Source organism: Flavobacterium sp. DG2-3 (genome assembly GCF_030730925.1).
Lineage (GTDB): Bacteria > Bacteroidota > Bacteroidia > Flavobacteriales > Flavobacteriaceae > Flavobacterium.
On the sequence record NZ_JAVAMB010000001.1, the window covers coordinates 288,742 to 314,206 of the forward strand.

Consider the following 25,465-nt stretch of genomic DNA (forward strand, 5'->3'; position numbering starts at 1 on the left):
TTTTTCAATACAAATTAATAACACGACAACAACAAATTGACTGAAATAACTACTAATCATCATAAACCAGCCGTTGACGGAATCACAATTGACTGTGTTTTCTTCGGATTTAACAAAGAGAGTCTCGAGGTTCTCTTGGTTCAGCACGCTCAAGGCGAAAGTATGGGTAAATGGGGTTTGCTTGGCGGATGGCTTCAAATAGATGAAAGTGCCGACAATGCCGCACAGCGTATTTTGCACGAGCTTACAGGACTTGAAGATATTTATCTGGAACAGCTGAAAGCATTTACAAATCCGCAGCGTGTTCTGGAAAGACGTGTTGTTACCATTGGTTATTATACGCTGGTGAATCGCGAAGATTATAATATCAAAGCGAGTTTAAAAGTTATCGAAGCAAAATGGTACAAAATCAATGAAATTCCGGAACTGATTTTTGACCATAACGAAATTCTGGATTTTAGTTTATTGCAGTTAAGAAACCGCGTGCGCCAAGCGCCAATTGGTTTTAATCTTCTGCCCGAAAAATTCACTTTATTGCAGCTGATGCATCTGTACGAAGAAATTTTAGGAATCGAATTGGACAAATCGAATTTCAGAAGAAAAGTGCTTCACATGAAATTGCTTACCGCATTGGATGAAAAGCAAAAAGATGTTTCGCATAGAGCGGCCAAACTTTATAAATTTGACCCCGAAATGTACAAGAAATTAACAGAAAAAGGATTCAATTTTGAATTTTAATGCCATTTTTAATTCTTTACGCTCAACTATCCTTCAACTAGATTCCAGAATCCAAAACTTTGCGCTATCTTTGCGCCTTAATAACATGCTTAAAGCAATTGCTTTAGTCTGTTTTTGAACCCAAAAAATACTTAAAACTCGTTTTAGAGAACTGATATATACAAATGAAGAAGATACGTAATTTTTGCATTATTGCACACATTGACCACGGTAAAAGTACATTAGCAGACAGGCTTTTGGGCGCTACACAAACCGTTACAGCTCGTGAAGAAAAAGCACAATTGCTTGACAACATGGACTTGGAGCGCGAGCGTGGAATTACCATTAAGAGTCATGCCATTCAGATGGAATACAAATACAAGGGCGAAGAATATATCTTAAACTTAATTGACACTCCTGGACACGTTGACTTTTCATACGAAGTTTCGAGATCTATCGCAGCTTGCGAAGGAGCGTTATTAATTGTTGATGCTGCACAAAGTATTCAGGCACAAACGATTTCAAACTTATATTTAGCGCTTGAAAACGACTTGGAAATTATTCCAGTTTTAAATAAAGTTGACTTGCCAAGTGCGAATCCGGAAGAAGTTAGTGACGATATTATCGATTTACTTGGATGTAAATTGGAAGATATTATTCATGCCTCTGGAAAAACTGGTTTTGGTGTTGAGAACATTCTTGCTGCCATTATCGAAAAAATTCCTGCTCCAAAAGGAAATCCAGAAGAGCCATTGCAAGCTTTGATTTTTGACTCGGTTTACAATCCATTCCGTGGAATTGAGGTTATCTTTAGAGTTGTAAATGGAGAAATCAAAAAAGGCCAGAAAATTAAATTTATGGCTACAGACAACGAATATTTTGCAGACGAAATTGGAACTTTAAAATTAAATCAAGTTCCTAAAAATGTGGTTTCTGCAGGAGACGTTGGTTACTTAATTTCTGGAATTAAAGAAGCTCGCGAAGTAAAAGTGGGTGATACCATTACAGATGCAAAAGTGCCGACAACCAATATGATTACTGGTTTTGAGGATGTAAAACCAATGGTATTTGCCGGAATTTATCCTGTTGATACTGAAGATTACGAAGATTTACGTTCTTCTATGGAAAAATTACAATTGAACGATGCTTCATTGGTTTTTGCTCCAGAAAGTTCTGCCGCTTTAGGTTTCGGTTTCCGTTGCGGATTCTTAGGAATGCTTCACATGGAAATTATCCAAGAACGTTTAGAGCGTGAGTTCGATATGACGGTAATTACTACAGTTCCTAACGTTTCGTATTTGGCTTATACTAAGAAAAATCCAGAAACACCTTTAGTAGTAAACAATCCATCAGATTTACCAGAGCCTTCAAAATTAGACAGAGTTGAAGAGCCTTTTATTAAAGCTACCATCATTACAAAAGCCGATTTCGTTGGAAACGTAATGAGTTTATGTATAGAAAAACGTGGTTTAATTACCAACCAAACCTATTTGACAACAGAACGTGTTGAATTAAACTTCGACATGCCTTTGGCCGAAATTGTATTCGATTTTTACGATCGTTTAAAAACAGTTTCTAAAGGTTATGCTTCTTTCGATTATTCACCAATCGGAATGCGTACTTCTAAATTGGTTAAACTGGACGTTCTTTTGAATGCTCAAACTGTAGATGCACTTTCTGCATTGATTCACGAAGACAACGCATACAACATCGGTAAAAAAATGACCGAGAAATTACGCGAATTAATTCCAAGACAGCAATTTGATATTCCGATTCAGGCTGCAATTGGAGCTAAGATTATCGCTCGTGAAACGATTAAAGCACTTCGTAAAGACGTTACCGCAAAATGTTACGGTGGAGATATTTCCCGTAAGCGTAAACTTCTTGAAAAACAGAAAAAAGGTAAAAAACGTATGCGTCAAGTAGGAAACGTAGAGATTCCGCAAGAGGCATTTATGGCTGTTTTGAAATTGAATGACTAGTTCTTTTTTTTAGAATATAGAGGAAAGAATATAGAATATAGAGGAACCCAATGGCGAAAGTTATTGGGTTTTTTATTTGTATTTGCTTCTAAAATTACAAAGACTAAACCTACAAATTTATCCAAATTTTAACTTGAACGATTCAATATTAACGCGTTCGACTAAACTTTAAGGCTTTTAAAAACGCCTATTGTATTTTTAATCTTACAAACAATTTAAAAATATGTAAGATTATGAAAACCAAATTATCAGTTATTGTAGCACTTTTTACCTTTTGTTTCGCAAATGCACAGCAAGACCAAGTTGATTCTGAAATGAATTCTGCAAAAGGCGTGACTTTCGAAAAAGGCGATATGTTCCTTGAAGGTTCGATCAAAATTAGTACAGGTGGCGAAAATGATTATTATGGCTTTAGTCCTAAATTTGGCTATTTACTAAATGATAAATTCGCAGTTGGTGCAAAATTAGATTACTCAAGTAATGAAGAGGAAGCAACAGGTGTAAAAACCAATGTATTTGGAGTTGGTGCTTTTGCCCGTTACTACTTTTTAGAATTGGATAAAAAACGTTTCAAAGCTTACGCAGAAGCTGGTTTAGGTTTTGGAAGAAACAAAACCGAAACACCACTTGTTGGCAGTGATACCGATAATAGTTTAACCGCTGATATTAATGTGGGACTAAACTATTTTATTACCAAAAATGTTGCTGTCACTTTTGTTTTGGCTAATGTTTTGGCGTACAACAGTGTATCTCCTGAAAATGGTCCTTCTTCAGATACTTTCCAATTAAACATCAATTTATTTGAAAATATCTTCGATCAGCCGCAATTTGGCTTATTGTATAGATTTTAATTTTTTTTTTTTGCGATTTAAAGTCGAAAAGCTGTTTCAATTTGGAACAGCTTTTTTAGTTCTATAAATACCAAACCTTAGTAACTTAGCATCTCAGAATCTTAAAACTTTAAAAAATGGACGAAACTCCAAAACGATTTGACCGCATAGTTGCTATTCTCATTCAGTTGCAATCTAAAAAGATTGTGAAAGCCCAGGAATTAGCCGATCGTTTTGAGTGCAGTTTAAGAACCATTTACAGAGATATTAGAACGCTTGAGGCTTCGGGAGTTCCTATTTATAGTGAAGCCGGAGTTGGTTATGCTTTGATGGAAGGTTACCGACTTCCGCCCGTTATGTTCACGCGCGAAGAAGTGAGTAGTTTTATTGCTGCCGAAAAACTGATGCAGAAATTTACTGATCCTTCTTTAGGAACGCATTATGCGTCGGCGATGTACAAACTAAAATCGGTTTTGAGAAGTAACGATAAAGATTATCTTTCGAATATCGAATCGAGAATTGTAATGCAGGATGGAGAACCGATGTTTAATGATAATTCGCCGAATACTTTGGCGGTTTTGTTTGAAAGTATTGCCGAGAAAAAGCAAATTCTTTTAACGTATAAAACTTTTGATAAAGACGAAACTACTCAGCGAAATATAGAACCTGTCGGCGTTTTTCACGATCATAATAGCTGGTATTTTTTAGGATATTGCCACCTCAGAAAAGATTACCGTCAGTTTCGAACGGATAGAATTTTGGAACTTAAAAAAACAGAATTTGATTTCACGATCGAACACGATTCTTTGGAAACTTATTTAACCAAAAACGAAACGATTCCGACCACAAAGGTTCGAATTTTAGTTCAAAAGAAAATCGCACGATATCTGGTTACCGAAAGGAAATACCACGGATTTATTTCTCAAAAAGAAATAGGCGACGAAATCGAAATGACGTTTATGTCTCATAGTTTGCAAGACGGTTTTCCGCGCTGGTTTTTGATGTTTGGCGATTATGCCAAAATTCTAGAACCTGAATCTCTCAAAGCGAGAGTTTTAGAATTACTAGAAATCAACAAAAAAAGACTTTTATAAAAAAACTCCTGAGAAAATCTCAGGAGTTTTTTTATAGATTTATTGCTGTTTTACAACATTATAAAAATTATAATCGGTATTTGTGGCATCTGTAATTCCAATATTTCTTCCCATTGTTACAATCTGGCCTCGATGGTAAGTCCCGTGATTTATAACTTGGAGTAAATATTCAGAAATGGGCATTTCGCACTCAAACCACGGATTTACAATTTTTACTTCTTTTTCTAAATCTTCATCCGACAATGAATTAATAAGATGTTTCAATTTTGTAGAGGAATTTAATAATCCAGCAAATATTTCTTCTTTTGACAATTCGCTCTCTTCTTTCTTTTCTAATAATGAAGATTCGGAAATGACAGAAAACCAATATTCTTCAGTAGACCAGATATGATCGAGTGTTTTTATAATAGTCGAAAAACTTGACGGCATTTCGGTATAAAGCAGTTCATCTGATTTAGGCGAAAGCCAATTCACAAATTGCTGATTTACCCATAAATTATAATCTGCATAATTGGACATTATTCTTTTTAAACTCATAGTCGAAAATTTTAATTTTAGTTAAATAAAATTATGGTCTTTCCCAGAAAAATGGAGGCTCAATGTTTAAAGCTCTTAAATATACATAAGCTTGTCCACGATGATGCACTTCATTATCAACAAAATACAAAATATTATGGATAATAGGAAATTCATACTGACCAAATAAATTAAAAGTTTCGCTAAAATCTTCAATAGACAATTGTTCCCAGTATTTGTTGATTTCTTCTGTTGCTTCATCCCATTTTTCAAGATATTGCGCCTTAAAAATTAACTTTTCTTCACCTTCTGTATACGGCTTACTGTCGCGATTAACGATTCCTTTCAATGCAGGAGCCGCAATTGCTAAAAGTTCGTCAACTAGTTTTGCAAAAGGTCGCATTCCTCCAATCGAAAATTCGAAGAAATCTTTTTCTGGAAAAGCTTCAATTACACGACGCGTTAAAGCTCTATGACCTTGCCAATGTTTCAATAAATCTTCTGGTGTAATAACTTGTGCTGCTAATGTTTTCATGGTTTTAAAGTTTTAAAATTTCTATATGTCAAAATTAAAATGGGCTGGTGACAACAGTTTGTCAGCAGCAAAAAAAAAATTTTTAAAATCTCCATTTGCTCGTTTTTTGCCCAGTGTTGCCAGAACTTTTTCACAAGTTTGAGATCATTATTTTTCTATATTTGAAGCAAAAATTTTATATAAAAATATATGACAAAAAATAAATTTTACGCCTTATTAATATTCTTTAATGCATTCATAGGTTCTGCACAAATGAGTGGTCTACACAACACTTTAAAAGATTACAAATTGTACGGAAAAGTCAAAAGTGTTACTGTTCATTCTATCAAAAACGATGAAAAACCAGAAGAATCAAATAAAACGCAAAAAGATTTTTTTGATGAAAAAGGAAGGCTTACTCAACAAGATTCTTACGAAAATGGCAAATTAAATACTTCTTCTAAATATTATTATAATATGAATGATTCAGTAGTAAAATTTGAACATTTTATTAATTCGAATCATAAAGTTTCTGAAACTGTATTTTTTTTCAATGAAAAAAACCTAAGAGAAAAAGAAGTAAATTATGACAATGACACTATCGAAAGTCAGTTTCAATACAAATACAATCAAAAAAATCAACAAATTGAAATTGCATACTTCATCTATAACAATACTTTAGGAAACAAAAGCACCAAAACTTATAATAGTAATGGTTTACTTTTGAAAAAAACCAATTTTGATAACCAAAATAAAATAGTAGCTGAAAGCACCAATAAATATAATCTCAAAAAACAACTAATTGAAAACCGTACAATAGACTTTAAAGACATCGACACAAAGATTCTTTATACTTATGATGCAATGGGAAATCAAAACTCCTCACTATGTCTCAACAAAAATCAACAAATGGTTTATCTCTTAGATTTCATATATGATCGTTATGGTAATCTTCTCAAATCTGTTCAAAAAATGAAAATCGGCACAAGGATATTAGACATAACTCATAGTACAGTATACACTTTAGATGACAAAAACAATTGGATAAAATCGATAAGTACTTCCAAAAATAAAACAGAAACCCAAAAGCGTGTTTTAGAATATTATTAAAAGAAAAATAATCTGTTTTTAAACCAAAAAGCCAAATCTTTATACTTCAAATAGATAATCCAACTTAGTTTGTAGTTATTAACCTCTCAACTTTGTACCTTTGCACCTTAATAACTTTGGAACTTAACAGAAATGATTGAAGATAAAAATCAGCAGAGAACTAGCATAGCACAATTGGGCGAATTCGGTTTAATTGAGCATTTAACCAAAAACTTTGATGTTACTCAAGAGTCTACTTTAAAAAGTATTGGTGACGATGCTGCCGTTCTTGATTTTAAAGACAAAAAAGTAGTTGTTTCGACAGATTTACTGATTGAAGGAGTTCACTTTGATTTGGCTTATATGCCTTTAAAGCATTTAGGCTACAAAGCGGTCGTAGTAAATGTTTCTGATATTTGTGCGATGAATGCCAAACCGACCCAAATTACGGTTTCGGTTGCCGTTTCAAATCGTTTTCCGCTTGAGGCTTTAGAAGAATTGTTTGCCGGAATTACGCTTGCCGCGAAAGAATATAAAGTTGACGTTATTGGCGGTGATACAACCTCATCTCAAAAAGGACTAATTATCAGCATTACGGCAATTGGTGAAGCTGATGAAAATGAATTGGTTTACAGAAACGGAGCACAAAAAACAGATTTGTTGGTTGTAACTGGAGATCTTGGTGCTGCTTATATGGGATTACAAGTTTTGGAACGCGAGAAACAAGTTTTCCAAGTTAACCCAAACAATCAGCCCGATTTAGATCCTTATACTTATTTGGTAGAACGCCAATTGAAACCTGAAGCCAGAAAAGATGTTCGAGCTTTGCTTCATGCGTTAGAAATAAAACCAACGGCAATGATCGATATTTCAGACGGATTATCTTCTGAAATTATGCATATCTGCAAACAATCTAAAGTGGGCTGTAATTTATATGAAGATAAACTGCCACTAGATCCGCAATTTATTTCGACTTGCGAAGAGTTTAATATCGACAGCACCACAGTTGCTATTAATGGCGGCGAAGATTACGAACTTTTATTTACAATCGACATTAATGATTTTGACAAAATAAAAGGAAATCCGAATTTCTCTGTTATCGGACACATGGCAGAAGAAAACGAAGGAATCCATCTTGTTACCCGTGCCAATACAAAAATTGCTTTAAAAGCACGCGGATGGGATGCTTTGAGTGAATAAATTTTAAGAAACTCCAATAAAAAAATTCCAAATTCCAATTGGCTCAACCAACATTGGAATTTGGAATTTTTTATTTGAAATTTATCTTTAAAAAAGTCCTTTACTTTTTGCTTCTTTAATCAAATCCAGATCAGAATCGTTTTTGATTTTTAATAATTCTTTCAAATGTTTTTTTCGTTTTTCGATGGCATTCAAAGAAATCGGAATATTTTGGAGCATTTCCTCAATTGAAGCTCCTTTTCCTAAATGAATCAAAATCTGCTTATCATATTGATCAATTTCGATTGCATTATGAGTGGTTTGATTTAACATTTTTACAACCGACTGGCTGTAATATTTTTCGTTTTTCATTACTTTATCAAAAGCCAAAAGCAATTCGTCAAAAGTAAGATCGTTTTTAATGATCAATCCGTTGGGCTGAATTGTTCTGATGATGGTTTTAATTTTGAGCAATTCGGTATACATTGTCAAGAGAATAATCTTGCACGATGGCATTTTTTTCAAAAGCAATTTTGCCAAATCTTCGCCCGAAAAAATCTCTTTTTCTTCATAAGGAGGCATGCTGATATCTAAAAAAGCAATATCAAAATGAGGAGTGTTGGCATCTTCAATTATATCATAACCTGACTTGCAATCATGCGCTTGAGAAATAAAAAACTCATATTGTTTTGGATTATAACGAGTTATAGCATTTTTATATCCTTCAATAATAAACGGATGATCGTCTACTATTAGAATATTCTTTTTTATAAGTGGCGGAACTGAGGCGGTTAAATCAAATGTCATTATGCAGGTTATTATTTGGGTCTATTGGGATTTTTATAATTAGGATTGTTCCTTCTCCTGAGGCAGATTTTATCGTAACTGTACCCTTACATTCTTTCGCTCTATATTCAATATTATGCAAACCAATTCCGTTTTTGGTTTTACTGGTATTGAATCCAATTCCGTCATCTTCGATAGTTAAAACCAAATTGTCGTCTTCTTTTTGAAATTGCACTTTAATAATATCTGCCTTCGCATATTTATTACAGTTTTGAAGCCCTTCCTGAACAATTCTATACAGATTGATTTTGTTAATATTACTTATCAAATCCCATTTAATTTCAGGATCAAAAACGGTAATTAATTTCGAACTGTACGTATTTCGCTGATCTTCAAATAGTTTATTTAAAATCGAAACAAAATTATTAATTAATTCTGATTTTTCTCTATTTAAATCATGCGAAATTTCTCGAATATCCTGCTCCACATTTTTGAGTTCGTTCAGGTATTTTTTTCTTTTCAAACTCGCTTCGGCTTCATCTAATTTATCCAAACTATCCAAACTTATCCTAATACCGAACATTCGTCCTAAAACGCCATCATGCAATTCTTGGGCAACGTTTTTCTTTTCTTTTATTCGCGTAAGCTCAATTTCATTTTGTTGTGAAATCATCAAATTGTAGATGTCTTCATTTGCAATCTGCTGTTGCTGTTTAAAGAGAAGCTCACGGTTTTTGGCTTGCTGGGTTTTATAAACATAAAAAAACAACCCGAGCAATGTACAAATACTAAATACATAAACCAAAGTTTTATTTTTTTCCTGAAGATTGGAGTTTTGGTCTTTTATTTCGTTGGTTTCGTACTCGATACGGGAGAATTTCTCTCCCATTTTGCGTTCTGCTTTTAGCATTTTATCATTAATCTTGATATACTCTTTTGAATAAATTAAAGCGTTTTTGGGATCAACAGCAGCAGTTTGCTTAAGAGCATCTAATGTATTTGCTAATTTATCTGTACGCCTAGATAGGCTTAAAGCTTCTTTTGAAAATTGAATTGCTCTTGAAGTATCTTTTTTAAAAGCATAATATTCTGACAGATGTATTTTATTCAATACAACACCCGATTTTAATCCTAAACTATCTCTAATCTTTAAGGCGTCATAAAACAATTTCGGCAACCCTTTAGATTCTTTTAGTTTAAATTTTGAGTAGGCCAAATTATCTAATACAATAGCATACAAAGTCGTATTTTCTTCATACAAATTTTTTTGCTCTATACTTTTCTGAAAATACAGTTTAGCTTTATTATAATTATGCATCCTCAAGTAGACAAATCCAATATTATTTAATGATGTTGACTTTAGCTGATAATCTGCAGGAATCGAATTATCCGATAAAATATTCAATGCTAATTCATGAAAATCAAGAGCTTTATCAAACTCTTCTTGTTCATTATAAAGTATTCCTAATAAGTTGTAACAATCATAAAGTTGATTATTTACATTTTTTTCTTTCTTTAGAATCCGTAGAGCTTTAAAAACGCTTATTTCACTTTCAAAGTAATCTCCTTCATTATATTGCAGGTTTCCTTTGCTTACAAAAGTTTTAGCTAGATTTAGTTTATCATTAATTTGTAGATAAATTTTTTCTGCTTTAAAATAATTTAGGAAAGCACTGTCTGAGATTGATTTACTTTCATAATAATCCCCCAAATAACTATAGGCTTTTGCCATGTGCAAAGAATCTTTCGATTTTTTTGCTCTCTCTAAAATTAATTTTGTTGTTTCTTTATAAGACTTCCAGTCATTCATATTATAATATCGATTGGCAATTTTAAAAAGGTTCACTTTATTAAGTGAATCGTCTTTTTGCCTTATTATAATAAGAAATGCTTTTTGATTATATCGCTGCTTATATTTAAATGGAAGACTAATATCATTTGCTAATGATAGATAAGAAGACAGGCTATCTTTTGATAAATGCAAATCCTTATTTCCTTCGATTTTCTTGGTACAGCCAAAAAAAGCAATAGATAAAAAGAATAATATTAAGTGCTTACTTTTCAATAGCTTTTTGGAGTTTCACCAAAAATACTAAAACTATTGACGAAAAAAAAGGCTGCCAATAAATTGAACAGCCTTTCCTTAATATTTTGATTTTCTAATTAGTCTACTTTTACAGTAACTCTTGTAAATTGACGATCTGCGTTAAAACTGTTTGCGACGTTTTTTGATTGAGCAAACTCATCACCTTTACGTCTACCACTTGTACCGTGGCCAGTTCCATCTGTATCAAAAATATCTATACCTTTATCTGTTGAAGAATTAGTTGCTGTAGGATTTGCAAAAGAAGTTGCTACTGCTACTAAAGAAAATAATCCGAATGTTAAAGCTGTCTTTTTCATGATCTGAGGGTTTTAATGTTTTGTTTTAATTTTTGGAGATGACTCGCTGTTTGCTTGCGAATCAGAGTGTAAAACTAACACCGAGATCGAAAAAAATTTATACGAAAAATTGAGTTTGTGGTAGATCGTACCCAATTGATAGTCAATGGATAGCAAATTAATGTAACCGTCTAATTTTTAGACTTCTAGGTAATTTCCTGCAGAAAAATCGGCAATAATTTGCTCGACATTTGATCTGTAAGTTTTAGAAAAAGGAATCTTTTTTGAAGAGTTTTTTATGTAACAGGTTGAGTTTCCGCTATGAATTCTTGAAATGTAATTTCGATTGATTACATAACTGTTGTGAATACGGATAAAAGGATACGTCAAAACACTTTCAAAATGCTTTAACGTTTTAAATGCCGTAATCATTTCACCAGTATTTAAATAAATATCTGTCGAGTTATTATCGGCTTGAAAATAACAAATATCTTCAGCATTTAAATACCGATAATCTCCATACGATTTTATACAGATCGTTAATGGTTTCTGGATGTTTTGAGGAATTGTTCCCCTCTCAATTGTAATAGTTGCAGGTTCTTCTCTAAACGGAGCTATTTGAGTCTCTAAATTGGCTCTGTTAAGTTTTAAAACTGATTTTAAGAAATCATTTTGCGCAACTGGCTTTAAAAGGTAATCGAAAACGCCATATTGAATAGCATCAAAAGCTTTTTCTTTTTCTTTTGTGGTTACAATAATTTTAGGAATCTGATGCAAAAATCGATGAAGTTCGCTAATAAAAGTCAAAGACAAATGACTTGATAAATTATTAGGCTCGATTTCGAGAAAAATTAGATCGGGTTTATGTTCTAAAACCAAGTCTAAACCGTCCTGAAAATTTGATGCCGATCCTGCAAAAGATAATTCTGAAAAACCTGAAGCAGCTGTTTGGGTTTTCAAAATACTCTCAGCGTCATCATCAATTATAATATACGAATGCTTTTTCAATTTCGGTTCTATTGGTTTTCTCACTACGCAATCATAATCAAAAAATAGCTTTTAATTGATGTTAATGAAGAAAAAATTTGATCTTGGTGTAACACAAATTTAAAATTACGGATTTAAACTTTTTAAACACTTCATTGTTAACACATTAAAGCTGAATGTTGATACATAAAGATGAAATGCAAAAAAAGCCGATAAAATGCCTTTTTTAAAATAAAAATCCCAAACTCCTTAACGGAATTTGGGATCTATAGAATAAACGGTAAAGCTTACATTTTCATGAGCCAGTTTTTCATCGAAACTTCGTTTTCGATAATAGCTCTTAATTCCGTAATTTTTACACGATCTTGTTTCATTGTATCTCTATGACGAATAGTTACTGTTTCGTCTTCAAGCGTCTGGTGGTCTACTGTGATACAGAATGGCGTTCCTAAAGCATCTGCTCTTCTGTAACGGCGTCCTACAGCATCTTTCTCATCGTAAGCCACATTGAAGTCCCATTTCAAATCTTCAATGATTTTTTTAGCCACTTCTGGCAAACCATCTTTTTTAACCAATGGCAAAACGGTTGCTTTAGTTGGCGCTAAAACTGCTGGCAATTTTAAAACTGTTCTCGTAGAACCGTCTTCTAATGTCTCTTCTTGTAATGAAGTGGCAAAAACAGCCAAGAACATACGATCTAAACCAACAGAAGTTTCTACTACGTATGGAACATAGTTTTCGTTAAGTTCTGGATCAAAATATTGTAATTTTCTTCCAGAATATTCTTCGTGTGCTTTTAAGTCAAAATCGGTACGAGAGTGAATTCCTTCCAATTCTTTAAATCCGAATGGGAAATTAAATTCGATATCTGCTGCAGCATTTGCGTAGTGTGCTAATTTTTCGTGATCGTGAAAACGGTAATTTTCTTTTCCTAATCCTAAAGATAAATGCCAGTTTAAACGAGTTGTTTTCCAGTGCTCGTACCATTGCATTTCTTCTCCCGGACGCACAAAAAACTGCATTTCCATTTGTTCAAACTCACGCATACGGAAAATAAATTGTCTTGCTACAATTTCATTTCTAAATGCTTTACCTGTTTGAGCAATTCCGAAAGGAACTTTCATACGGCCCGATTTCTGAACATTCAAAAAGTTAACAAAAATACCTTGAGCCGTCTCTGGACGCAAATATAAATCCATTGCATTTTCTGCAGATGCACCTAATTTTGTCCCGAACATCAAATTGAATTGTTTTACCTCTGTCCAGTTTTTAGAACCTGTTTCAGGATCAGCAATTTCTAATTCTTCAATTAAAGCTTTAACATCAGCTAAATCTCCAGCTCCTAAAGAACGCCCTAAACGCTCTCTGATTTCTTTTTCTTTAGCCAAATATTCAACTACACGAGCATTTGTCGTAACAAATTCTTGTTCGTTGAATGCATCGCCAAAACGAGCTTTTGCTTTTTCGATTTCCTTTTGAGCTTTCTGATGAATTTTTTCCGCATGGTCTTCAACCAAAACGTCAGCTCTATATCTCTTTTTAGAATCTTTATTATCAATTAATGGATCATTGAAAGCATCAACGTGACCAGAAGCTTTCCAAGTTGTTGGATGCATCAATATTGCAGCATCAAGGCCGACAATATTTTCGTTCATTTGAACCATTGATTTCCACCAATATTCACGGATATTCTTTTTTAATTCGACACCATTTTGTGCATAATCATATACAGCACTTAACCCGTCGTAAACTTCGCTTGACGGAAAAATAAATCCGTACTCTTTTGCGTGCGAAACCACATTCTTAAATAAATCTTCTTGTTTTGCCATAGTGATGCAAAAATATAAAAACTCCCTATATAAAAAAGAAAAATTATAAAGATTGAAGTATTGATTTTGTTATTTTTGTAAATAAAAACTTTCTTTTTGTGATTAATTACTTGATAAATTTGTTTTTCCCGAAAGTCTGCAGCGGATGCCGCGCTCTTTTACTTCAAAATGAAAATGTTTTCTGTACATCGTGCCGTCATGAAATGCCTCTGACTCAATATCATTTAGATTCAAAAAATGAAGCTGTAAAAAAGTTTTATGGCAAAGTTGACGTTCAATTTGCATCGGCTTTTTTGTATTTTAATAAAAAGGGAATGGTTCAGGAATTAATCCATAATTTAAAATACAAAGGCCATCAGGAAATCGGCGTTATACTGGGAAGCTGGTACGCCGAAGATTTAAAGGAAATTCAACTTGAAATTCCTTTTGATGCCGTAATTCCTGTTCCGCTTCATAAAAGAAAATTTAAAGAACGCGGTTATAATCAGGTTACGACTTTTGGAAAAGCAATCGCATCTAATTTTAATATTCCTTTTGAGGAAAATATTTTAAGTCGAAAGATCTATTCTAAAACACAATCTAAAAAGAATCTTTTAGGAAGATCTGAAAATATCGAGAATATTTTTGATGTAGAATTTACAGAAGCCAATCACAACAAACATTTCCTAATTGTTGACGACGTACTTACAACGGGCGCAACAATTGAGGCTTGTTCGCTAGCTTTATTAAAAATCCCTGGCGTAAAAATCAGTGTAATTTGTATGGCTATGGCGCATTAAGCTTTTAAAGATTCTAGGTTTAATTTACCAATATCTTTTTTATTACTTTCTTTTGTCCATCAGTAACCGTCACAAAATAAAGACCTGAAGGTACATCTGGCAATTGAATATCTTGAATAAAATATCCTGAACCTTGGAAAGTTCTGTCATAAACATATTTTCCATTAATATCATTGACATAAACTTTAATTTCGCTTATTGAATCTCTCTCAAATTGTACCGTAAAACTTCCTTTGTTTGGATTGGGATAGGCAATAAATTCAGCATTTTCAAAATCATCATTTCCTAAAGTATAGGTTTTGTTACAGATATTTACTGAAGCAGAATTTATGGTTCCTAATGCTCCCACCTTATCATCGTAAACTCTAAAAGTCCAAGTTCCTTGAGAATTTTCTCCATTAAAAGCACTTAAGGCCGTTGACGGAATCACAATTTGGCTTGTAGTCGTATTGCAGTTTAAAGCAGATCCGCTATCGTCAAATTGTAAAGCAAAAGTCGAACTTGTATTATCACAATTTTTATTAAATAAAGTTACAACTGTCCCTAACGGACTAATAATCTGCATCGTCAAATCTGAAAATCTTCCATGTGTCACGTTTACAGAAACATTGACATCTGAAATAGATCCGGTAGAAGCTGGCACAGCAACTGTTTTGTTAACGTTTGCACCATCTCCTGTTGAATATCCTCCTCCAAAACTATAAGATGAGCAAGATGTAGAAACCGTATATCCTACAGCAAAAGGTATACTATTTAAAGCATAATAAATATTTCCAACTGGTTCTATTAAAAGTCTGCAATTTGTAGAAACCTCAACATCCGATGGAACTAATATTGTTTCTGTTCCATCATTTGGAGTATTAGCTGCCAAAACAATTGGAAATGTTGTACCTCCGTCAATAGATAATTTTATATTAACATTTGATGATCCTGGAAGTGTGTTTGTATTGTTAACACTCCAAGTTATTGTTTGCGCAGATCCTTGTGCCCATCCAATATTATCCTCTTTTTGCGAAGTTACTGCAAATGGTCCCGCAGCAGCGCTTACTGTGACAACCATTGCATCTGTGCTGGTTTGCGCTTTTCCTGAAGCTGCATTATCACGTCCTGTAAGAGTAAAATTCATTGTTTTTGCAATAGAAGAAACAGATTCCCAACTTGTAGTCAGCTGGTTATTGAGTACAGAACTTAAAGCCGGCATGTAGCGAACTGGAGAATCTGTAGGCGGAAAAGATCTAAACATTGGACCATCTGGTTTTGTTGGAGAAGCAAAACTATTTCCTGCAAAAGCCGTGGTGGCGCTATCGTATTGTTCCCAAGTATAAGTTATTGAATTTCCTTCAGGATCAGAACCTGTTCCTGTTAAAACAAATGGCGTACTAATTGGAATTGTATAATCTTGACCTGCAATTATCTCAGGCGGATTATTATCCGTTATTGGCGTTGAAACAGGACAAGTTTTTCCTGCCAAATTATTCTGTATCTGACTAATGCTTGCATACGAAAAATAATCGTCAGAATGATCTTGAACATTATAGCCTTTTGTTACTCCGGCATATCCCATAATGGTTGATCCGCTTCCTGGTTCGTAACATGTTCCCATTCCTTCATTTGCATACGAAAAAGTATGCGATCCGCCGAGCTGATGCCCCATTTCGTGAGCAACAAAATCAATATCAAAATTATCGCCTTCTGGTTTTGCATCTGCTGGAGAAGTAAATGCACTACCTTTTCCGACAGGATCATTGGCAGTTGGGCTCACACATACGCAACCAATACAGCTTGCATTTCCTCCGCCTCCAGAACCCCCAAACAAATGACCAATATCATAATTGGCCTCACCAATAACATTGGTTAATGTAGTTTGAACTTGTTTTGGCCAAGTTCCTCCATCGACAGCTCCTTGTGAAGGAACAGAATAAGGATCTGCAGCCGCATCAGTATAAATAACATCGGTGTTATTAGCAATTAAAACTACTCTTACAGCAAGGTCTCTTTCAAAAATACCGTTTACACGAGTTAAAGTCGCGTTCATTCCTGCTAAAGCCCCCGATTTTGTTCCACCAAAATAAGCCGCATATTCTCCTGTGCAAGATAATGCCAATCGAAGTGTTTTAAATTGTTTGGCATCAGAAGTTGTTTTTGCTGTTGTTGACAATTTACTTTCAGTAGCTACATCAATTGTTTTACAGTCTAAAAATTTCCTTGACTCTGCGTTGTCTTGTGCTTTAAACAAAACATATTCCGATTTATTATCAGGATTCTGTTCAATATATTCTGTTGGTTTTGCTGTTCTAAAAACCATTGTCTGCATTCCGATCGGCGCAACGCTAAAATGGATTTTAGCATTTTTATCATCTATTCCACGGCCTTCATAAGCTTTGATTTCTGGATATTTTGCCTGTAATTCCGGATCAAAATTCGAAGATTCCCAAACCGAAAAACGTTCTAAATTTCCATCAGTATTTGGAATCGTAATTTCTGAAACTGTATTTTTTGCTGTTTTATTAGACGCTGAAGCCAGCTTAGAATTAAGAAGATTGCTATTTAATTTAAAATATAATTTGCCCGAGCTTACCCCATCTGCTTTTCGCGAAAGCGATGAAGAAGTTACTTTTTGCCACAAAACATCCTGTGCATTCACATTGGCAAAACAAAAAATTAAAAATATACAAAGTAGTTGTTTTTTCATCTTCTTAAAATATAATATCAAAATTACTTCAATTAATTTGAAATCATATTATCTATACGACAATTATTGCTTTTTAATCGACGAGTTGGCTTATTTACACAAAAAGATCTGTTATACGTTAAAATTCGATTTGGCATAGTATTAAATTTAAAAGAGAATAGTATAAATTTGCAGCATCTTAAATAATTTGTTTTGAAGCTCTTTCATTCTATAAACGATTTTCAGTCAACCAAGAAAACAATCTTAACTCTTGGTACCTTTGATGGTGTGCATATTGGTCATAAAAAAATTCTAGATCGAATTACGCAGCATACTGAAAATGGGAAATACGAAAGTTTGGTTCTGACCTTTTTTCCGCATCCGCGAATGGTTCTTCAAGAAAAATCGGAGATACGATTGCTGAATACCATTAGTGAAAAAATAAAACTTTTGGAAGCTACTGGAATTGAGAATTTAATTGTTCATCCTTTTAACGAAAGTTTCTCAAGATTAACTGCCGAAGAATTTGTTCGTACCATTTTGGTCGAAAAATTCCAGATTCAAAAAATCATTATTGGACACGATCATCGTTTTGGCCGCAATAGAACTGCAAATATTGATGATCTGATTGCTTTTGGACTCGAATACGGATTTGAAGTAGAGCAAATTTCTGCTGAAGAAATCCAAGATGTTTCGGTTAGTTCAACCAAAATTAGAAAAGCTTTAAATGAAGGCAACATGGCACTTGCCAACGAATATTTAGGCTACAACTATTTCTTGAACGGAACTATTGTAAAAGGAAAACAGCTCGGAAGAACAATTGGTTTTCCGACTGCAAATATTCACATTGAAGAAGATTATAAACTTATTCCAAAAATTGGCGTTTATGTTGTTAAGGCAACTGTAAACGGTGAAACTGTTTTTGGCATGATGAATATTGGTTTCAATCCGACTGTTAATGGCGAGAAACAGACCATTGAAGTGCATTTGTTTAATTTTGACAAAGACATTTACGATCAAAATATTGAAGTTTCGTTATTGCATTACATTCGCGAAGAGCAAAAATTCAGTTCAGTAGACGCATTAAAAGAACAGCTTAATCAAGATAGAATTGAATCTCTTGATTTTATAAATTCTTCATTAAAAAACCAAACCGCATAGTTTTTCCTGTTTTTAAATCATCGTAGTTATTTTTTTAGTAAATTTGATAGACCACTGTTTTTCAAATATTTACTATTAACTTCTAAAAAATAACCACTATGAAATTACCTAAAGAAATTACCAACGGTTTTTTGATTTTCCTCGGAATTGGCATTTATTTTTTATTAATGAATGTACTAGGTTTAGCAGATTTGTTTTATTTGAGAACACTCAACGTTTTCATTATATTCTACGGTGTTAATAGGACCATGCAAATGAATTTTCATGAGGGAGAAACCGATTTTCTATCAAACGCTATTTCTGCGATGACAACTTCTGTGGTTGGTGTATGTATGAGTGTTTTTGGTTTATTGGTTTACAGTTACGCCCGAGGCGGAGATGCATATGTAAGAGGTCTCTCTGAAACTTTTATGTTCGGCGGAAATCCATCAGTTCCAACTTACTGTATTTGCCTATTATTTGAAGGGCTTGCCTCTTCTGTAATTGTTACTTTGATGATGATGCTGTATTGGAACAACAAATATGCAGCCGATTAACTTTAAAAATCCTTACAATAAATTTTAAAGAAATACCTTTCTAAATAATGCTTTTTGAGCATCGATCCGATCAATTTTTTAGTCGAAAGAGAGCTAAAATCTCGAGAAATATTTTTAAATTGCTTATAGCAGAGAGTTATAAGCAATTTTTTTATTTATAAAAATGAAGTTAAAACAAATTGAAAGGGTAAAAAAAATCTCAAGAGAGGATTTTGTTTCCCAATATGTAAAAAAACAAATTCCTGTTGTTATTGAAGAATTGACCGAAGACTGGCCAGCTTATAGCAAATGGAAATTATCTTATATGAAAGAAATAGCAGGAGATTCGGTCGTTCCCTTGTACGATGATAGACCTGTAAATCATGAAGACGGATTCAACGAGGCGCACACTACAATGAAAATGAGTGATTATATCGACTTATTGGAAGAAAAGCCTACCAATTACCGTATATTTCTTTACAATTTAATGAAAGAAGTTCCTTCATTAAAGAATGACTTCTTATGGCCCGATATTGGCTTAAAACTAGTCAAGCAAATGCCGATGTTATTTTTTGGAGGAGAAAATTCGAAAGTTTTTATGCATTACGATATTGACTATTCTAATATTCTTCATTTTCATTTTCATGGAGAAAAACAATGTATGATTTTCCCCCCAAGTCAGTCAAAATTCATGTACAAGGTACCTCATGCCTTAATTTCAAGAGAAGATATTGATTTTGATAATCCGGATTATGAAAAATTTCCAGCACTCAAAAATGCCGAAGGGTATATTACCAATCTAAAACACGGCGAAATGCTTTATATGCCTGAGGGATATTGGCATTATATGAAATATCTAACGCCTGGATTTTCGATGAGCTTAAGATCGTTTCCAAAAAATATTGTCAATTTATCTAAAGCGGCATACAATGTATTTATCATGCGTCATTTTGATATTATGATGCGAAAAATTCAAGGCCAGAAATGGATCGATTATAAAAACGAAAAGGCAATTACCAATACACACGAAAATTTACAGCGTAGTGCTTAATAAAAATAAAAAAGCAGTTGAGTTTTAAATTCTCAACCGCTTTTTATTTTACTGAAATACTATTTTTTTCGTTATCGTTTTACCGCTGTCCAGAGTTACTTTAACTAACAAAACTTGCGGTCCTGATTGGAAATTTGTCACAATCCATTCCCGATTTCCAATTTCCTTTTTACGATATAGCAATTTTCCTCCCGTATCATAAATTGCCGCTTCTTCAAGATTTTCCTGCTCCGAAATAGACTGTAGTTTAATGTTTTTGTCTTTCACTGAAACAAAAATTTTCTGATCTTGATTTTCAAAATCCTCATTCCCTAATGTTTTATCGTCATCTGAACTTGTATATCGCAATACAAACCGATTAAGAAATGTTCCTGGCGCTGAGGTAAAAGTATAACCTCCTGTTTTTAAGTTATGAATAGTATTGGTCAAATTGTCTTGCAGATAAATATTCTGATTACTTAAATCTCCGTCGGCACGATCTATTGCAATGGTAAAATTACCTTCTGGAATAGTCGACTTATAACCTAACGGAATGGTGTCTGTTACAACAAAAGGCACTGCGCGTCCTTGAATGACCAATTTTTTTCCATCATTAACACTATAAAAATCAACATATGGGTTTGCATTCATTGTAGTTGCATCATAACTATTATCCCAAGAGTTGGTTGCACCAGTTACATAACCAATAAGCAATTGCTTAAAAGCCGCTTCTGTATTTGTTAAATTTAACCACACACGATGTTTTTCTATAATCGCTGAAGAAGATGCTTTATAAAATTGACTATTAAGATTTGGTACACGCATAGAATTGGTAAAGACAACGCGCTCTCCTGTCAACGATTTGGCAAAAAAACCTTGCCCTGCAGCAATATATCCTGCAGGTGTGGATTGATTTCCTGGAGTTGGCGCTGGAGTCCCTTCCATTTGTCCTACTTCTGTTTCTCCAGACAAATTGTAATAAGCAAAATCACTGCTAGTATAAGCAAAAGTATTCGTGCCTGGAATTATAATAGGAAGACTATTATGGGTCCAAAAGTACAATGTTCCATAAAGACGAGCTGAATTATCAGCAATAAATTCATCAGCATAAATCGCCGAAGGATACGGATTTCCCAAAAAGGTTAAATTTTCAGCAACTGCTTCTGGTCCCAAAATTGTTCCGTTATTTGGCACCCCTTTAAACTCCCCTCCAAAAATCTGAGTAGAGTTTAAATCGTAGAATTGAGGTGCTCTAATACTATAACCATTTCCTTTTACCATTTCTTCTGCTCCACTACCAATTACTATCCATTTCTGATTTACCGGATTGAATTTATGAAATTTATCTCCAAGCGTATTAGGTGACAAATCATACAAAGTGAATACTGGATCACGGGTAACAGGCGAAGACCAATAGGTTACATCGTAACGTCTTACCGGAGTTGTATTTCTTTTATAAATAATATTTCCCGTGTTGGATACATCCGCAATTTGAACTAAGCTTGAATTATTTTCAAAAATCAGAACTCCATTACCAAGTACATTTACTTCATTTGTTACGGTTATAGTATTAGTTCCATTTACAATTAAAGATCCATTGTTTTGAATCGTTAACCTACTGGCAAAAAAACTTGCGTTTGTACCAGAAATAACTGGATCAACACCAACGTCTGGAATGTCTATACAATCTGTAGCAATTGGAACTCCTGTAGGTGTCCAATTGGCAGGATTTCCCCAATTGGCGTTAGCACTACCATTCCATACTTTTGTAACAGAAGCATTTATTGTAATTTGTGTTCCTAGCGATTCACAGCCTGTTGCACTATTTTTCACTTGCACATTGTAAAGTCCAGAAGATAAACCAATAAATATTCCTGTAGAGTTACTAAAATCTACTCCATCTATACTGTAAGTATATCCAGTACCAGAAGCTGGTGAAGTAACCGTAATGATTCCTGTATTGTTTACACAAGTTGGCTGTTGAGTCGCTGAAGCTGTTGGTGCAACTGGAAGCGGGTTAACTGTCACTGTAAAATTATTTGGAGCAGACAAACAGCCGTTTGCGTTCTTTACTGTTAAGGTTCCTGTATAAGTCCCCGCGGTTGTACCAGCAGGAATTGCAATATTGATTGGACTTGCTGTTAATGCTGCATCTGTAACTGGCACAAAACTATTTGCTGGACTCGCGTTCCAAGTTATGCTATATGTCGTCGGTGAATTTGTTACCGCATTGTAACTTAAATTTGTATTCTGAGCCGCATTATTAAAACATACCGCACCAGCAGTCCCCAAAGTAATTGTTGGAAGCGGATTTACCGTTACCGCAAAATTATTGCCAGAAGAAATACAGCCATTAGCATTTTTAACCGTTAAAGTTCCTGTGTAAGTATCAGCAGTTGTACCAGCAGGAATTGCTATATTGATTGGACTTCCTGTTAATGCTGCCTCTGTAACTGGTACAAAACTATTTGTTGGGCTAGCATTCCAAGTTATGCTATATGTCGTTGGTGAATTGCTTACGGCGCCATAAGGTAATAACGTATTCTGCGCACTCGTGCTTGTGCATACTGCAGTGGCTGTTCCTAATGTTATCGTCGGTAAAGGATTTACAGTTACTGTAAAATTGTTTGCTGAAGAAACACAGCCATTGGCATTTCTTACTGTTAAAACTCCTGTATATGCTCCCGCTGGAGTTCCAGCAGGAACTGCAATATTAATTGGACTTGCCGGTAACGCTACGTTTGTTACTGCCGCAAAACTATTTGCTGGACTGGCATTCCAAGTTATACTGTAGGTGGTTGGAGAATTGGTTACAGCTGTATAGGGCAATGCTGTGTTTTGGGCATTTGTACTTGTACATACTGCTGCGGCCGTCCCTAATGTTATGGTCGGCAAAGGATTTACAGTCACCATAAAATTGTTTGCTGAAGAAACACAGCCATTGGCATTTCTTACCGTTAAAATTCCTGTATATGCTCCCGCTGGAGTTCCAGCAGGAACTGCAATATTAATTGGACTAGCAGGTAAAGCCACATTTGTAATTGCTACAAAGCTATTTGCTGGACTGGCATTCCAAGTTATACTGTACATGGTTGGTGAATTCGTTACAGCTGTATAGGGCAATGCTGTGTTTTGGGCATTTGCACTTGTGCATACCGAAGCTGCCGTTCCTAATGTTATGGTCGGTAAAGGATTTACAGTCACCGTAAAATTGTTTGCTGCAGACACACATCCATTCGCATTCCTTACTGTTAATGTTCCTGAATATGTTCCAACAGCTGTTCCAGCAGGAACTGTAATACTAATTGGACTTGCTGTTAGTGCAGCATTTGTAACTGTCGCAAAACTATTTGCTGGACTGGCATTCCAAGTTATACTGTATGTAGTTGGTGAATTCGTTGCGGCGCTATAACTCAGGCTTGCGGTTTGCGATGACGCATTAAAACACACTGCCGCAGTACCGAGTGTAATAGTTGGAAGCGGATTTACAGTAATGGTAAAATTATTGCCAGAAGACACACAGCCATTTGCATTTCGTACTGTTAAAGTTCCCGTGTATGTTCCCGCTGCCGTTCCCGCAGGAATAGAAATATTGATCGGACTAGCAGGTAAAGCCACATTTGTAATTGCTACAAAGCTATTCACAGGTGATGCATTCCAAGTTATGCTGTAAGTTGTTGGAGAGTTTGCAACAGCAGTATAAGGCAATGTTGTACTTTGCGCACTTGAACTTACGCACACTGCTGTAGTCGCACCTAATGTTATGGTCGGTAACGGATTCACAGTTATGGTGAAATTACTTGGTGCAGCAGATACGCATCCAGCAGCATTTCGTACTGTTAGCGATCCTGTGTAAGTGCCTGGAGCTGTTCCTGCCGGAACTGCAATAGTGACTGGACTGGCTGTTAATGCAGCATTTGTAACTGGCAAAAAACTATTTGTAGGGCTGGCATTCCATGTAATACTATAGTTTGTTGGATCATTAGTTACTGCAGTATAAGGTAATGTTACATTTTGAAGACTTGCGCTTGCGCATACAGGTGTAACTGTTCCTAAAGTTATCGTTGGTAAAGCACTCACTATTATATTCACAACATTATTTGCAGTAAGAGTAGAAACACAATCTACCGAAGTCAAAGAAGTAACCGTAATAGTACTATTCCCTAAAGAATTCAATCCTGTTGCAGTAAAACTTCCAGATCCTGCGGTTGTAACCACCATATTTGCTGTTAGTCCTACCGCATTTGGCCGACTTGTATTATATCTTACCGTATATGTACCAACGGGAAGACTTGCTGCTGTACCTGTTAACTGTACTTGTGTAGTTGTTCCTGTACAAACATTTGGGGCCGATATACCGGTTAAACTATATGTTTTACAAGTATAAGTAATATTAACATGCCCTCTTGCACCACTTCCTCCATTTCTTAATGCATTAGCGCTCATCGCTCCTCCACCGCCTCCGCCATAAGTTGAACCATTAGTCCCTGTCAAGTCTGTTAATATTACGGCGCTCTGCGAAGGCCCACCAGCTCCTCCACCTGAACCAAAATTAGCTCCATTACCACCTGCGCCTGTAGATGCAAATGCGCTTAATGCTGAATTACTACCATTTGTGCCATTTCCTCCCGTTCCTGTTGCTAAATTCCCAACTCCAACACCGCCATTTCCTCCGGTTGGATTAGAGGTCGTTGCAATATTAGCATTACCACCGAAACCACCAGGCGCATTAAAAGAACCTGTAAATCCTGTTATGTATGAAGCTCCTCCTGATGCTCCATCACTAGTTCCTCCTGCGGTAGCTGGTCCAACTACAACGTTCAAACTTGACAATCCTGTTGTTGTGATTGTTCCTCTTGCATAAGCACCGCCGCCGCCGCCGCCGCCACTTCTTCCGACTAATGGAGTCACCCTTGCAGCACCTCCAGCACCTCCGGCACCCCAAGCTTCAACAGTAACAACATCAATACCAGCAGGTAAGAGAAAAGAAGGATCGCTAACAGCAACTGAACGTGTTATAATTTGTGCTTTTAAAGCTGTATGGGAAAATAGTAAAATTAAAACAACAAGGATTTTAGAACTCCAGCCAAATTTTAGCTGTTTTTCAATATAAGTTACTAAAGTTGAAAAGCTGAAGAAATTCAGCATTATAAGTAAATCTTTTTTCATCTTGTGGCATTTTAGTAATTGAAAAATAAATTCAAACTCAAACAAGATTAATTGTAAGATTGGAAGGCCGGTAGTTTTTAGAATACCGAAAAACAGGACGTATTTTTATATCGAATTAAAAAGCATTCCAATTTTTTACAATCAACTAAGGCAGATAAAAGACTTTATTTAAATGTTTTTTTAAGAAAAGTTTAATTTAAAAAGGCTTATAAGAGAGTATTTAATCGATTTAAAA

Annotated in this window: 19 protein-coding genes; 10 read left to right on the forward strand and 9 right to left on the reverse strand. The window is 34.7% G+C overall.

What is annotated here, in order from left to right; all coding sequences use genetic code 11:
* Positions 1 to 36: 36 nt before the first annotated feature.
* From Q9Q97_RS01260 to Q9Q97_RS01275, 4 genes are all read left to right on the forward strand, one after another.
* Positions 37 to 738: an NUDIX domain-containing protein gene (locus tag Q9Q97_RS01260; RefSeq protein ID WP_306153640.1), complete on the forward strand. Its 702-nt coding sequence runs from the start codon at positions 37 to 39 to the stop codon at positions 736 to 738.
* Between the two features lie 164 nt (positions 739 to 902).
* Positions 903 to 2,699 (forward strand): translation elongation factor 4, encoded by a 1,797-nt coding sequence (gene lepA, locus Q9Q97_RS01265; protein WP_306153642.1) that lies wholly within the window; start codon positions 903 to 905, stop codon positions 2,697 to 2,699.
* A gap of 233 nt (positions 2,700 to 2,932) precedes the next feature.
* The gene (locus Q9Q97_RS01270) at positions 2,933 to 3,550 is read left to right on the forward strand and encodes an outer membrane beta-barrel protein (protein WP_306153644.1); all 618 of its coding nucleotides are present in this window, start codon (positions 2,933 to 2,935) and stop codon (positions 3,548 to 3,550) included.
* 116 nt (positions 3,551 to 3,666) lie between these two features.
* Complete coding sequence (locus Q9Q97_RS01275; RefSeq protein ID WP_306153646.1) at positions 3,667 to 4,623, forward strand: YafY family protein; 957 nt, start codon at positions 3,667 to 3,669, stop codon at positions 4,621 to 4,623.
* Positions 4,624 to 4,662: 39 nt separating this feature from the next.
* Here the strand turns inward: Q9Q97_RS01275 and Q9Q97_RS01280 are convergent, their stop codons facing one another.
* Positions 4,663 to 5,160: a DinB family protein gene (locus Q9Q97_RS01280; RefSeq protein WP_306153648.1), complete on the reverse strand. Its 498-nt coding sequence runs from the start codon at positions 5,158 to 5,160 to the stop codon at positions 4,663 to 4,665.
* Positions 5,161 to 5,191: 31 nt separating this feature from the next.
* Positions 5,192 to 5,674 carry a DinB family protein gene (locus Q9Q97_RS01285; protein WP_306153650.1) on the reverse strand — a complete coding sequence of 161 codons (483 nt, stop codon included), beginning with the start codon at positions 5,672 to 5,674 and terminating at the stop codon, positions 5,192 to 5,194.
* A gap of 189 nt (positions 5,675 to 5,863) precedes the next feature.
* On the opposite strand from Q9Q97_RS01285, the gene Q9Q97_RS01290 reads away from it, so the two are divergent.
* Both Q9Q97_RS01290 and thiL read left to right on the forward strand, forming a co-directional pair.
* Positions 5,864 to 6,763, forward strand: a complete 900-nt coding sequence (locus tag Q9Q97_RS01290; protein ID WP_306153652.1) for a hypothetical protein — start codon at positions 5,864 to 5,866, stop codon at positions 6,761 to 6,763.
* Positions 6,764 to 6,895: 132 nt separating this feature from the next.
* Positions 6,896 to 7,942 (forward strand): thiamine-phosphate kinase, encoded by a 1,047-nt coding sequence (thiL, locus tag Q9Q97_RS01295; protein WP_306153654.1) that lies wholly within the window; start codon positions 6,896 to 6,898, stop codon positions 7,940 to 7,942.
* An 87-nt stretch (positions 7,943 to 8,029) separates the two neighbouring features.
* Here the strand turns inward: thiL and Q9Q97_RS01300 are convergent, their stop codons facing one another.
* The 5 genes from Q9Q97_RS01300 to Q9Q97_RS01320 all read right to left on the reverse strand — a co-directional run bounded on the left by Q9Q97_RS01300 (position 8,030) and on the right by Q9Q97_RS01320 (position 13,905).
* Positions 8,030 to 8,728, reverse strand: a complete 699-nt coding sequence (locus Q9Q97_RS01300; RefSeq protein WP_306153656.1) for a response regulator transcription factor — start codon at positions 8,726 to 8,728, stop codon at positions 8,030 to 8,032.
* Positions 8,718 to 10,772 carry a tetratricopeptide repeat-containing sensor histidine kinase gene (locus tag Q9Q97_RS01305; RefSeq protein WP_306153658.1) on the reverse strand — a complete coding sequence of 685 codons (2,055 nt, stop codon included), beginning with the start codon at positions 10,770 to 10,772 and terminating at the stop codon, positions 8,718 to 8,720. Before Q9Q97_RS01305 ends, Q9Q97_RS01300 begins: the two co-directional genes overlap by 11 nt.
* Before the next feature lie 98 nt (positions 10,773 to 10,870).
* Positions 10,871 to 11,110, reverse strand: coding sequence for a hypothetical protein (locus Q9Q97_RS01310; protein ID WP_306153660.1), 240 nt, complete (start codon positions 11,108 to 11,110; stop codon positions 10,871 to 10,873).
* Between the two features lie 177 nt (positions 11,111 to 11,287).
* Positions 11,288 to 12,097: a LytTR family DNA-binding domain-containing protein gene (locus Q9Q97_RS01315; RefSeq protein WP_306153662.1), complete on the reverse strand. Its 810-nt coding sequence runs from the start codon at positions 12,095 to 12,097 to the stop codon at positions 11,288 to 11,290.
* Positions 12,098 to 12,363: 266 nt separating this feature from the next.
* Positions 12,364 to 13,905, reverse strand: coding sequence for a glycine--tRNA ligase (locus tag Q9Q97_RS01320; protein WP_306153664.1), 1,542 nt, complete (start codon positions 13,903 to 13,905; stop codon positions 12,364 to 12,366).
* Between the two features lie 98 nt (positions 13,906 to 14,003).
* Between Q9Q97_RS01320 and Q9Q97_RS01325 the strand changes: the two genes are divergently transcribed.
* Positions 14,004 to 14,684 (forward strand): ComF family protein, encoded by a 681-nt coding sequence (locus Q9Q97_RS01325; protein ID WP_306153666.1) that lies wholly within the window; start codon positions 14,004 to 14,006, stop codon positions 14,682 to 14,684.
* 19 nt (positions 14,685 to 14,703) lie between these two features.
* Here Q9Q97_RS01325 and Q9Q97_RS01330 read toward each other — a convergent pair whose 3' ends face one another.
* Positions 14,704 to 17,376, reverse strand: a complete 2,673-nt coding sequence (locus tag Q9Q97_RS01330; protein ID WP_306153668.1) for a reprolysin-like metallopeptidase — start codon at positions 17,374 to 17,376, stop codon at positions 14,704 to 14,706.
* Between the two features lie 192 nt (positions 17,377 to 17,568).
* Between Q9Q97_RS01330 and Q9Q97_RS01335 the strand changes: the two genes are divergently transcribed.
* From Q9Q97_RS01335 to Q9Q97_RS01345, 3 genes are all read left to right on the forward strand, one after another.
* The gene (locus Q9Q97_RS01335) at positions 17,569 to 18,516 is read left to right on the forward strand and encodes a bifunctional riboflavin kinase/FAD synthetase (RefSeq protein ID WP_306153669.1); all 948 of its coding nucleotides are present in this window, start codon (positions 17,569 to 17,571) and stop codon (positions 18,514 to 18,516) included.
* A gap of 98 nt (positions 18,517 to 18,614) precedes the next feature.
* Entirely contained in the window at positions 18,615 to 19,052 is a 438-nt protein-coding gene (locus tag Q9Q97_RS01340; protein ID WP_306153671.1) for a hypothetical protein, read from the forward strand.
* Between the two features lie 163 nt (positions 19,053 to 19,215).
* Entirely contained in the window at positions 19,216 to 20,082 is an 867-nt protein-coding gene (locus Q9Q97_RS01345) for a cupin-like domain-containing protein (protein WP_306153673.1), read from the forward strand.
* Positions 20,083 to 20,130: 48 nt separating this feature from the next.
* Here the strand turns inward: Q9Q97_RS01345 and Q9Q97_RS01350 are convergent, their stop codons facing one another.
* Positions 20,131 to 25,230 carry a T9SS sorting signal type C domain-containing protein gene (locus Q9Q97_RS01350; protein ID WP_306153674.1) on the reverse strand — a complete coding sequence of 1,700 codons (5,100 nt, stop codon included), beginning with the start codon at positions 25,228 to 25,230 and terminating at the stop codon, positions 20,131 to 20,133.
* Positions 25,231 to 25,465: the final 235 nt, after the last annotated feature.